The organism is Acinetobacter sp. YH12235 (genome assembly GCF_013417705.1).
Lineage (GTDB): Bacteria > Pseudomonadota > Gammaproteobacteria > Pseudomonadales > Moraxellaceae > Acinetobacter.
The window spans coordinates 39,739-51,975 of record NZ_VPDL01000026.1; the positions used below are offsets into that span (position 1 = coordinate 39,739).

Annotated in this window: 10 protein-coding genes and 2 pseudogenes; 6 read left to right on the top strand and 6 right to left on the bottom strand. The window is 42.1% G+C overall.

Going from position 1 to position 12,237, the window contains the following annotated elements; genetic code table 11:
* Positions 1–320: 320 nt before the first annotated feature.
* A pseudogene (locus FTV13_RS12775) lies at positions 321–692 on the top strand (SDR family NAD(P)-dependent oxidoreductase); the annotation flags it as partial.
* 8 nt (positions 693–700) lie between these two features.
* On the opposite strand, the gene FTV13_RS12780 reads toward FTV13_RS12775, so the two are convergent.
* Positions 701–1,729, bottom strand: coding sequence for a transposase (locus FTV13_RS12780; RefSeq protein WP_166139641.1), 1,029 nt, complete (start codon positions 1,727–1,729; stop codon positions 701–703).
* Between the two features lie 60 nt (positions 1,730–1,789).
* Here FTV13_RS12780 and FTV13_RS12785 point away from each other — a divergent pair.
* The 3 genes and pseudogenes from FTV13_RS12785 to FTV13_RS12795 all read left to right on the top strand — a co-directional run.
* Positions 1,790–2,296: pseudogene (locus FTV13_RS12785) on the top strand (SDR family oxidoreductase); the annotation flags it as partial.
* Positions 2,297–2,523: 227 nt separating this feature from the next.
* On the top strand, positions 2,524–2,688 hold the full coding sequence (locus FTV13_RS12790; protein WP_166138732.1) for a hypothetical protein: 165 nt from the start codon (positions 2,524–2,526) through the stop codon (positions 2,686–2,688).
* 174 nt (positions 2,689–2,862) lie between these two features.
* A complete protein-coding gene (locus tag FTV13_RS12795; RefSeq protein WP_179993040.1) occupies positions 2,863–3,540 on the top strand; it encodes a type 1 glutamine amidotransferase domain-containing protein in 678 nt (225 codons plus the stop codon).
* A 100-nt stretch (positions 3,541–3,640) separates the two neighbouring features.
* Here FTV13_RS12795 and aliA read toward each other — a convergent pair whose 3' ends face one another.
* From aliA to FTV13_RS12815, 4 genes are read right to left on the bottom strand one after another with little or no spacing between them, the layout of a single operon-like run.
* Positions 3,641–5,308 carry a cyclohexanecarboxylate-CoA ligase gene (gene aliA, locus FTV13_RS12800; RefSeq protein ID WP_179993041.1) on the bottom strand — a complete coding sequence of 556 codons (1,668 nt, stop codon included), beginning with the start codon at positions 5,306–5,308 and terminating at the stop codon, positions 3,641–3,643.
* A gap of 54 nt (positions 5,309–5,362) precedes the next feature.
* Entirely contained in the window at positions 5,363–6,520 is a 1,158-nt protein-coding gene (aliB, locus tag FTV13_RS12805; protein ID WP_180012224.1) for a cyclohexanecarboxyl-CoA dehydrogenase, read from the bottom strand.
* A gap of 12 nt (positions 6,521–6,532) precedes the next feature.
* A complete protein-coding gene (gene badI, locus FTV13_RS12810) occupies positions 6,533–7,315 on the bottom strand; it encodes a 2-ketocyclohexanecarboxyl-CoA hydrolase (protein WP_179993043.1) in 783 nt (260 codons plus the stop codon).
* A gap of 58 nt (positions 7,316–7,373) precedes the next feature.
* Entirely contained in the window at positions 7,374–8,138 is a 765-nt protein-coding gene (locus FTV13_RS12815; protein ID WP_166138714.1) for a glucose 1-dehydrogenase, read from the bottom strand.
* Between the two features lie 505 nt (positions 8,139–8,643).
* On the opposite strand from FTV13_RS12815, the gene FTV13_RS12820 reads away from it, so the two are divergent.
* The gene (locus FTV13_RS12820; RefSeq protein ID WP_034706362.1) at positions 8,644–9,132 is read left to right on the top strand and encodes a MarR family winged helix-turn-helix transcriptional regulator; all 489 of its coding nucleotides are present in this window, start codon (positions 8,644–8,646) and stop codon (positions 9,130–9,132) included.
* Between the two features lie 87 nt (positions 9,133–9,219).
* Here FTV13_RS12820 and FTV13_RS12825 read toward each other — a convergent pair whose 3' ends face one another.
* Positions 9,220–10,509: an MFS transporter gene (locus FTV13_RS12825; RefSeq protein ID WP_180012226.1), complete on the bottom strand. Its 1,290-nt coding sequence runs from the start codon at positions 10,507–10,509 to the stop codon at positions 9,220–9,222.
* 345 nt (positions 10,510–10,854) lie between these two features.
* On the opposite strand from FTV13_RS12825, the gene FTV13_RS12830 reads away from it, so the two are divergent.
* Complete coding sequence (locus FTV13_RS12830; RefSeq protein WP_180012227.1) at positions 10,855–12,078, top strand: CaiB/BaiF CoA-transferase family protein; 1,224 nt, start codon at positions 10,855–10,857, stop codon at positions 12,076–12,078.
* The last annotated feature ends 159 nt before the right edge of the window (positions 12,079–12,237 follow it).

Here is a 12,237-nt window from a genome sequence, read left to right on the forward strand (position 1 = left end):
GCTGTATATTTTAGATTTATTTGGTTGTAAATAAGTTATTGGTTTTATTTTGCAGATTGGTTCCTAAATCGACTTAACTCTTCTGTAATCCACTGAAGGTATATTCCTGCTTATCGCTCTTTTCCTTAAAAAGAAACCCGATATTTCATTCTAGAAGTGAAATTTGAATAACCAAAACAGGCAGTTCTAAAGTGTCAATTTAAGCTAAATGTATAAATGCTAAATCTTGCACAGGTTCTGTTATGAAATGTTGAGTCTAATTCAATCCCAACTAAAAGCTCCTAATATATTTTTTCATCAAGAGCAATCATGGAAAAAATATGAATAACTATCCTGAAACTCCAGCTTCAACTGAAACCCAAGCCCATCAACCGGGTGACCAGACTAAAATGGATCCTAATCCGGAAGTCATTAAAGAAAATTATAAAGGTAGCGATAAATTAAAAGGCAAAGTAGCACTCATTACAGGTGGTGACAGCGGGATTGGTCGCTCTGTATCAGTATTATTTGCCCGCGAAGGCGCCGATATTGCCATTTGCTATCTGGATGAAGATCAGGATGCGCTTGATACCAAAAAAATGGTTGAAGCAGAAGGACGCCGTTGTCTGCTGATTCAATGCGATTTACAGCATCCTGATGAAATCAAGAAAATGGTTGAGCAGACCCTTCAGGAATTTAAAACCATAGGACTTACGCACTATTATTTATAGATTCTCTGTGGTAGCAGATGATTTTTATCGAGAATAAAGTCATCAATGAAGTTTTTGATAACTGGTCTAAATAATTTCTTCTGCCAACGATATACATTTTCAAAGATCCGCTCAAACTGGTTCTTTTGTATCTCAACGTAGGCCATCAAGGCTGAAAAAATATGATTCAAAATCAGTTTAGATCGTCTTACTTGAAACTTTTCAATATGACAAACCTGTTTAACCACCCGGTGATATTGCTCTATTTTCCAATGACTTGAATGTAATTCATGAAAACCCTCAAAGGACAATAAATCATCTTCATCTTGATGCACAATATAAAACCTCTGCTGTTCTTTTAACTGAGTCTTAAATAATTGTACAAAGCCAAAATCTTTGAGCCAGACCACTTGACCCTGATGGAAATCTGGCAATAAACGCAGTTGAAACCATTGTCCTTTTTCTGGGGAAACCTTACGGTTACAGTCGATACCAAACATAAATCGAATACCATGTTTTCTTATGGTTTTTAGATTTCCAGTCGATGAATACCAACTATCACCTGTAATAAATTGAATCTTTGCACCCCAACTGAGTACTTCACTTAACATATCCATAAAGTAATCATTCTTGGTTTTACTTTCAGATTTGTCATAAATTCGGAAATTAATTGGAATATTTTGACCATTTTGATCTATCGCATACAAGGTAATGAGATTAATACCCTTGACGGATCGGTGGTGTTTGCCTGACCAAAAATAGCTAACCAAGTCCATATGTTGACTATATGGTTTATCTAAAACAGTATCATCAATGCTGACTATAAGTTTATTATTATCAATATGTTGAATTGATTCTTGATATAGGTCGTGAGGTGTGTAGTCTTCACGCTCTAGAAAGCGATTTACACTATCATGCGAGATATTATAAGTCTCGGCAAGTTGTGTGCAGCTAATAGAGTTCGGTTCTGTCATGAGAAAGCCCATATAAATGGGTAATGTACAAGTTGCTGTAGAAGCATGTTTAATTCGTCTGATCACAGATACTTTATAAAGTATTTTAATACTTTTTTGAATCCGTCAATGCGTAAGTCCTAAACCATTAATATTCTGGTAAATAATGCAGGTGTGCAGTATCCGCAGGACAGTATTACCGATATTTCTCCAGACCAGTTATTCAAGACCTTCAATGTCAATATCCTGTCCATGTTCCATCTGACTCAGGCGGTACTTCCACATATGCAGGCAGGTGACAGTATTATCAATACCACCAGTATCACCAGCTATCATGGACATGACACACTGATAGACTATTCAAGCACCAAAGGTGCGATTACTTCTTTTACCCGCAGCTTATCTACCAATCTGGCGAAAAATAAAACCGGAATTCGTGTGAATGGTGTTGCACCAGGCCCAATCTGGACACCACTCATTCCAAGCAGCTTTGATGAAGAACAACTGGAAGATTTTGGTAAACAGACACCAATGGGACGTATGGGACAACCGAGTGAAGTCGCTCCTGCCTATTTATTTCTGGCCAGTGAAGAAGCTAGCTATATTTCAGGTCAGGTCATTCATGTAAATGGCGGCAGTATTATTAACGGCTAATCAAAGTTTGAAAGTAGATAACAGCCTTTCTAGCTGTTATCTACTTTTTTCTAAAATATTTAATACGTTTTAGTTTTAGAATCTTTGAAAAACAGAATTTGATGGATATCTATAAAATTCATCTTAAAGCTATAAAACAATTCAAACAAATCCTGACAGATGATTACCCGCGCCAAAATAATCCCTTGTTATAGTGATTTCAGCCCCTACCTGATGAGGATAGTAAAATGTCTAGAGGTGATAAATCAGCTTATACCGAAAAGCAAAAACGACAGGCTAAGCATATTGAAGACAGTGAAAAAGATCGTGGTCGTCCTGAAGACGAAGCAGAGCGTATTGCCTGGTCGACTGTGAATAAGCAGGACGGCGGTGGCAAGAAAAAGAAAAACTGAGCTATCCAAAGTTCAAGGAAAGTGATGCTATTGATTTAGCATCAGTTCAACTATCTAGATTTTATTCCTTTTATTTTTTAAGCAATCGAAAAAGTCTGATGGCCTTAGGTATTCAGATTCTTTCCTTTGTTTCGTTATTTCATCAAGTCATTCAAGATAATTTTAAGGAAAAATATGAAAATTCTGATTGTATTAACCTCCCATGATCAACTTGGCGAAACGGGTAAAAAAACCGGATTCTGGCTCGAAGAACTGGCTGCTCCTTATTACACTTTTATTGATGCAGGCGCAGACGTAACGTTGGCCTCTCCAGCCGGTGGCCAGCCACCACTTGATCCAAAAAGCAATGAACCTGATGCGCAAACCGAAACGACCAAACGTTTTGAAGCAGATGAAGTGGCCATGCAGGCTCTTGCCAATACGCATAAATTAAGTGATGTGCTGAATCAGGATTTTGATGCGATCTTTTATCCGGGCGGCCATGGACCGTTATGGGATCTGGCAAATGACCAGAATTCTATTTCCTTAATTGAACAGACTCTACAGGCCAATAAACCTGTGGCACTCGTCTGTCATGCACCGGGTGTGCTTCGCGATGTTAAAAATGCAGAAGGCCGACCTATCGTCGAAGGTAAATCAGTGACTGGCTTTAGTAACACTGAAGAAGATGGTGTTGGCCTGACTGATATCGTGCCATTTTTAGTTGAAGATACGCTGAAAGAAAAAGGCGGACAGTATTCCAAGGCTGAGGACTGGCAGGTACATGTACAGCAAGATGGCCTGTTAATTACCGGACAGAATCCGGCATCTTCTGCTGCAACGGCTGAGGCGCTGTTAAAGTTATTAAAATAATTTCATCCAGATATAAGTCATTGGAGACCAGTTACTTATTTGCTGGTAAAAAACCCTGATGTGATGTCACATCAGGGTTTATTCGTTTTATGTTGAGATTCTAATTCGCTACTGCCACAGTTGATGCAATATGCTGGGCCAGTAATTCTCTGAGTTTAAATTTCTGGATTTTCCCCGATGGCGTCATCGGAATCTCGTCCCAAATCTCCAAACGTTCTGGAATATATTGCATTGCCAGATTATGGGTTTTCAGAAAATCCACCAGCTCATTAAAACTTAAAGACTGTGCCGGATCTTTCAACTTGATAATCGCACAGGCACGCTCACCTAGCCGTTCATCTGCATAAGCCACTAAAGCGACCACCGCCACATTGGGATGTTTATATAAAAGTGATTCAATTTCTGCGACCGGAATATTTTCACCGCCACGAATGATTACATCCTTTTTACGGCCACAAATCCGGATATAACCTTTTTCATCCTGATAGGCGATATCGCCCGTATCAAACCAGCCATCTGCATCGGTATCATTTAAATGAGCACGTTTGAGGTAGCCACCGAATCCAGAACAAGCGCGAATCATCAAGCGACCAGACTCATTCACCGGCTTGGCCTTCCCTGTTTTATCGACAATTTTGACGTCTACACCCGGCAAGGCGATGCCATCAGTATTAAAAGAACGTTCATCGTCATCTTCTGGACAGGTAGTAGTGACCGCGCCACATTCAGTCATTCCCCAGGCTGAAATCACTTTTACGCCTAAAATCTCCCGGGCTTTTTGCACTAATGGTCCCGGAATTGGCGCACCAGCACAAAGGAAAATTTTCAGTGAATCGACTTTGTCATGCTGTTCAGCCACAGTATTGGACAGGTCGTTCAAAAATGGCGTTGAAGCCATGGTGAAATTCACCTGATGCTGATGAATCAAGTCTACTGCTTTGGAGACATCCCAGACATCCTGTAATACCACTTTGGTATTGAGCTGAATCGGCATCATCAGGCCATACATAAATCCGGTCTGATGCGCCATCGGTGACGCCATCAATACCACATCATTTTCAGTTAAATGCAAACGCTCTGCATAAGGCACAATATTGGAAAATAAGGTATTGGCCGTATGCATCACGCCTTTCGGTTCACCTGTAGTGCCCGAGGTAAAGATTAGTTGGGTAATATCATCTGGGCCAGATTCAAGCCCATCTAGCTCAGCAATGGCTGCAGCATTCTGTTCCAGACTATGATTAAGCAACAGGCGATCAAAATTATTCTCGCCATCCCCATTCACTACAACTACGTGTTTTAGGGTGTCCAGCTTGTTGTGTAGCTGATTGGCCAACTGTTCATGGCCAAAATTACGAAAGATTTTAGGCACAACAAATACTTTAGATTCACCATGTTTAAGCATGAATTCCAATTCACGTTCACGGAATATCGGCATGAGTGGATTCAATACGGCGCCAATACGGCTACAAGCCAGATACAGCAAGGTAAATTCCCACCAGTTCGGCAACTGGCAAGACACCACATCATTTTTCTCAATACCCAACTGTTTCAAGCCCAGCGCAATTTTGTTGGTCATGTCCCAAATCTGCTGGTAGCTGAAAGTCTGTTCAGTTTGATTCTCGACCTTAAAACTCACTAAAGCTGTTTTGTCCGGATTTTTTTCTACCGCACTGCGTAAAAAATCGAGAATTGTTTGATTGAGCCAGTGTCCTTGTTTGAGCATGGCCTCTTTTCTTGTCGGGATCAGAACCGCATCGAAATCCATTCGCTTACTCCTTATTTTTTATAATAGTCTTATTCAGGCTGGGGCGTATTTTCCTTAAGCTGGTACAGCCTTACGTCCTGCCTTATGCCGAGCGATAATTGTTTTCATGATCTGTGCTGTGCCATCGCCAATCTGGAATCCTAGTACATCACGCATGCGTTGTTCCATCACACCACGGTCATAACCGGCATGACCATAAGTCAACAGGCATTGATGAATCACATCATAAGCCAGCTTTGGTCCCCACCATTTACACATGCCTGCTTCAGAGGTATGTGGTAGATGGTTATCTTTGAGCCATAAAGTTTGCAGGCAAAGTAAGCGTGCAGCTTCAACCTGAGTTTCGTATTCAGCGAGTGGATGCGAAACTCCCTGAAAAGCAGTCAATGGCTGACCAAAAGCTTCGCGTTGCGTGGCATATTCCCAAGCTTCATCCAGACTCACCCGGGCAACGGCCAAAACCTGTAAACCGATCAGAGCACGAGAAAAATCAAAGCCCTGCATCACCTGCACAAAACCTTTGTTTTCATCCCCTAGACGGTGATTGACTGGCACACGAACATTGTCAAAGAAGATTGAACCGCGACCAATGGCGCGCTGACCATGACAGTCAAATCGTGTGGTACAGATGCCCGGTAAATTCATCGGAACCAAGAGCGCTGTCACGCCATGTGCACCATCTTCATTGGCGCCAGTGCGACCGAAAACCACCGAAGCATCTGCCTGATCGGCCGCAGAAATTGAAGTTTTTTCGCCATTAATGACATATTCGTCGCCATCACGTTCAATCTTTAAACGTAAATTTGCTGCATCAGAACCGCCTCGCGGCTCGGTCAAGGCAATTGAGAAGATAGCCTCGCCTGCAGTGAGTTTTTTCAGCCAGGGCTCAACCACTTCAGGCTGCCCATGTTCGGCCAGAATTTGGCCATTTAGGGAAGCAAGCAGGTTGATATAGGAGAAACTTAAATCCGCTTTGGCAATGGCTTCATGGATAATCCCTGCTGCCAGTCGGCCCATACCCTGACCACCGTATTGTTCAGGGAGTTCGGGGGCTATAAAGCCCATTTCCCCCATTTTTTTCACCAGATCACGATCAAAGACTCGGCTTTGGTCGCGCTCCAGAAATCCCGGAGCCACATATTTCTGGGCAAATTTTTCTGCCGTTTCAGCTAAAAGTTCTAGATCTTCGGTGATATAAGGATTCTTTTTCATTGATCAGTCTCCTTATTTGGCATATTTACGGAATTCAGGCTGACGTTTTTCTTTCAGTGCATTGACGCCTTCACGAGACTCTTCAGTATCGTAATAAAGTTTTAGCGCATACATGCCCATGCCAGCGATCCCTGCCTGATGTGCGGTATCCATATTGAAACTGCGTTTGGCAATCGCGATTGCGGTCGGACTACGCTGACAGATTTCTTCGCCCCATGCCTGAACTTCTGCATCGAGTTGATCTGCTGGTACACATTTATTGGCCAATCCAATTTCAACCGCTTCCTGACCAGAATAACGGCGGCACATGTACCAGATTTCACGGGCTTTCTTCTCACCCACGACGCGTGCTAAAAATGCTGTGCCATAACCTGGATCGACTGAACCCATTTTTGGTCCGACCTGACCAAAGATTGCTTTATCTGAACAGATCGTCAGATCACAAATCGTGGCCAGTACATTACCTCCCCCAATCGCATAACCTTGTACGCGCGCAATTACCGGTTTGGGGACATCACGAATGGCGGTATGCAATTCTTCCATCGGTAAACCAATGGTACCGCGACCGTCATAATTACCATCATGCGCAGACTGATCACCACCAGTACAAAACGCTTTTTCACCCGCGCCGGCCAATACAATCGCCCCAACGTTACGGTCATAGCCTGCCTTATTTAAAGCCTTGATCAGTTCATCACAGGTCGTACCACGAAAGGCATTCATTTTTTCTGGACGGTTAATCGTGATCCAGGCTACACCGTTTTTTACTTCATATAAGATATCTTCAAAATTCATGTTCATTACGTCCTGTACTGTTTTATCTGTCTAATTTAGTGTTAATTAATTTGATGCTTTAACCATTCATGGTCAAACCGCCAGAGACACTAAGGACCTGTCCGGTAATAAAGCTGGCATCTTCACTTAAGAAAAAAGCAATCGCAGAAGCTAAATCATCCGGCTGACCCAAACGGCCCAGTGGAATAGCACGAACAAAGGCTTCACGTAATTTTTCTGGATTTGAAGCACCTTCAGTCACGCCTGCAAGTAAAGCGGTATCGGTTGGTCCTGGGCAAATCACATTAATTTTGATGTTATGGCGTGAATGTTCGCGTGCCAGAGTTTTGGAGAAAGATAGCAATCCTCCCTTACAGGCAGCATAGACTGCTTCGCCCGAAGAACCGACACGGGCTGCATCTGAGGCAATATTAACGATGCTGCCGGAATTACGTTCGACCATGCCTTTCAGCACAGCAAAGTGCATATTCAGCATACCGACCAGATTGATCTGGATCAGTTTCTGCCATTCGTCTGGGGTGCTTTTAATGAAGGGTTTAAAAATGTCCCAACCAGCATTATTCACTAGTCCATCGATCGGGCCTAATTCAGTTTCCGTTTTTTGAACCGCCTGTTCAACGACGTCACTTTGGGTAATATCACATTGAATCGCCAGCGCCCGACCGTATTGATTAATTTCATTTGCCAACTTCTCGGCAGCTTCCAGATTCATATCAAAAATAGCAACTTTAGCGCCTTCTTCTGCCAAACGTCGGCAGGTTGCGGAACCTATTCCGCCTGCACCGCCTGTCACAATCACGACCTTATCTTTTAATCCTTTCATTGTTTTATCCCTACGCTATTTGTTGTCGAATTTAATCGGCTATTGTTCTAATTCGGTGTGTTTTATCTAAAATAGAAAGAGATTGAATTTATGTCAACATATTTACATAAAATAATATTTATATTTTTATAAATGTATAAATAACAATTATTTAATAATTTTATTTATTCAATGTATTGACCTATATTGACTTTTATCTTTAGAGTAACCCATATCTAGTCCCAGCTTATTACTAAGCTGTTTCTGTTTCATGAAGGATGTTTTATTTCTTTAGTTTGCTAGATGACTGCCTTGATATTCAGCTAGAGAACAAACTGAAACTGTGAATATCAAGAAAGATATTTTTAAATGATTTAATCGCTTAGTACAGGATTTAAAGATGCAGATTTCTACTAAAAAACTATGATTTTTAAAACAAATTATAAAAGAAACTGATTTATGCGAAAAAGCGATAGGTTATACTTTGCACCGTTTGGCTATTTCAGTATTGAGGATGTTGCATATAGTGAGTGATACTTTGTCAAAAAAATATGATCAATCCTTATATTCCGCTCATAACCGGCTGTTTTTCCGGCTGTTTCAGGTGGGAAACAGTCTGGATCGAAAATGCTTAAATGAGCTAAAAATATCTCCAGTGCATTGGGCCGTGCTGGGTGCCCTGTCTCGTCCTAAAGTTAAATCTGGTATGTCTTTTTCAGATCTGACCGAATATCTGGGTGTAAGCCGACAAAATCTGGATGCTGTCTTAAAACGACTGGAACGTGATGGACTGGTAGAGCGTGTTATCAATGAGCAGGATCGACGTGCCAAAATTGTTGCGCTTACCACGGAAGGTTTTCAGACCTGGGATAGCCTGCAGGATGATTTTTTTGAGTTTTATGGACAAGCCTTAAATAAACTGGCTTTTGATGATGTGATTACCCTGATTCATTTACTCAATAAAGTAAATGATGGTCTGAAAAGTATTCATCTGCAAAAAGAGTCGGACCAATAAAAAATAGAAATCTTATTTTTAAATTAAACAGATAAAAAAATGAGCCCTTATGAGGCTCATTTTTAACATCATTGTTTAAAATGATCATTATGCTTTTTGTGGGTCATATTGACGATCTTTGATAAAGATCCCAGACACTGCACCACACAAGAAATAGGCACCGCCCATAATCAGGAAGCCCAAGCCAATTGAACCACCGCTAGCTGCCGCGCCAATAATTGCAGGGGCAAACATGGCCCCAATACGCCCTGCATTATAGGCACCACCGACTGCTGTACCGCGGATTGACGTCGCAAAGCTTTCAGTCATATATGTGGCATTAATCGCATACGGAATACCATAGAGAAAGCCGAAGAAAATCAGCAGATAGGCAATATTATCCGGGGTGTTGAACAGCACAATGACCGGTAAGAAAATCGCCGTACCGATCGCGCCAAAAGAGAAAACGGCGCGTCGACCTAATCGGTCTGCAGCAAAACCGGCCAGAACTTTACCAAAAATCATGGCGATATAGGTTCCGATCATATAACCCGCCATTGATTTAAAGTTCATGTGTAATTCAGATTCTAGATAAGCAGGCATCCAGTTATTTACACCGTAATAGCCAAACTGCAGAAACCCAGCCGTGAAAATCCATAAAATAAACATCTTGCGATTCGCAGGATCCGCAAAGATTTCTTTGACAGTACTTTTCTTAACAGGCTGTTTGGTGGTTTCTTCAGCGGGTGCATATAAACGCAGTAATCTTGCACGCTGCCACGATTCTGGTTCAGGAACCAGTTTCTGGATAAAAATCGCCATGACGGATGGGATAATCGCGACAAAAAACAGTGTACGCCAGCCATATTCAGGAATAATCCAACCTGCCAATACAGTAGCTACGATATAGCCGACCGTCCAACCTGCCTGTAAGGTACCTAAAATTGTAGTCCGGTATTTGGTTGGTACATATTCAGCCATCAGGGTACTGGCTGCAATATATAAAGACCCGATCCCAAACGCAGACAGGAAACGTAGTACCGCGAACTGTTCATAGTTTTGGGTAAAGCCCAAGGCTGCAGTTAATACTGAAAAGATCAGAATTGAAATAACGACTGTACGTACCCGGCCTAAACGGTCACAAGCCCAGCCACCAATAAAACCACCAATCGCCATACCCGCGAGTGTAAAACTACCCAAGGTGCCGGCTTGTAAATTACTTAAACCAAATTCTGCTTTCAGGCTATTTAAGCTGAAGGACAGCAGTAGCATATCCGCGCCATCGACCAAGAGTGCCAAAAAGGCAAAGACAAAGGCGATCTGCTGGGTTCGCTTGGTGGTGGGTTTTATCTTTGCGAGTTCTCTTTCTAAAACTTGTTCTCTTACTAATTCCGTCATATTTAAATCTCTATTCCTATCCTTAGGTTTTTTCATTCTGATCTTGAGTATGCACACTTCTGTATGCATGCGCTTTAAGCGCGATCCGTTTTCAAAGCACAGTACTTACTCCTGTTCTTATAGTCTCATTCCCGAGACTTTTCCCTCTCCTGTTATTTTTGAATCGTATTTATTCTCGTCATCAGGCTAAAGAAGTTAGGATGATTTTTCAATCATTTTAGGTGTTTTATTTTGTTAGGCGAAATTAAGTATCATAAAGTTGATTGTTTTTCCATTTTCATATAGCTTTAAAGCGATTATTAAAATGACATGTAATTTAAATAACATCGAACAAGGAGCGTAACGATGGGTGCTTTAACAGGCTTTCGTGTACTGGATTTAAGCCGGATTTTGGCTGGTCCTTGGTGTAGCCAGATTCTGGCGGACTTAGGTGCAGAAGTGATTAAAATTGAAAAGCCTGATCATGGAGATGACACACGCATCTGGGGACCACCTTGGCTTAAAAATAATCAGCAGGAAGATACCCATGAATCGGCTTACTATCTTTCAGCCAATCGCGGTAAACATTCAGTTGCCGTAGATTTATCTACTCCGGAAGGTCAACGCATTATCAAGAAACTCGCAGAACAGAGTGATGTAGTGATTGAGAACTATAAAGCGGGTTCGTTGAAAAGATATGGTCTGGATTATGAAAGTCTGAGCCAGATAAATCCGCGTCTGGTGTACTGTTCAATTACCGGCTTTGGCCAGAATGGCCCGCGTGCGCAAGAACCAGGCTATGACTTCATTGTTCAGGGTATGGGCGGTATGATGAGTGTTACGGGTGAACGTGATGACCTTCCAGGGGGTGGTCCGCAAAAAGCAGGTCTAGCCTTTGCTGATCTGACCACTGGCTTATATGCTGCAATTGCGATTCAAGCTGCTTTATTGTCCCGTGAAAAAACTGGTGAAGGTCAGCATATTGATATGGCACTGCTGGATACCCAGGTCGCTTCCCTCTCTGTTCTAGCCATGAATTATCTGACCTCAGGTAAAGTCCCTGGCCGCTTCGGAAATGCCCATGCCAATATTGTGCCTTATCAGGTGTTTAAAGCACAGGAAGGTGAATTCATTATTGCTTGTGGGAATGACCTGCAATTTCAAGCGCTGTGTCAGGCCGTGGGTTTGACCAAAGTGGCAGAAGATCCGCGTTTCTTGAAAAATTCAGGCCGGGTTACACATCGTGAAGAACTGACCACCCTTCTGCAGGCGCATTTCTATTCTCAACCGGCAAAACACTGGGTAGATCTTATTCATGCAGTCAAAGTCCCAGTGGGCATGATCAATAACCTGAAACAGGCTTTGGAAGAAGAACAGGTTCTGGCGCGTGAAATGGTCATTCAGATGCCGCATACTCTACGTGACGATTACACCTCGATTGGTTCGCCGATTAAACTTTCCAAGACCCCGGTAGAATATAAAAAAGCACCACCGTGTCTGGGTGAAGATACCGACGCCATCTTGAGCCAGTATTTAAGCCCTGCTGAAATGGAAGAGCTGAAAAGTAAAAAAGTCATCCAGCAGCGCTAAACTGCTCAGCAATAAAAAAAGGAATCGAAAGATCACTGCTGTCCCATAGTTTGCTTTAAATAAAAAAACCTGAGTCCTAACAGTTAAAATATGAGTGCAAACAAACACTTTAACGACCAGGATTCAGGTTTTGTCACATCAGAATACCGTATTTCATGA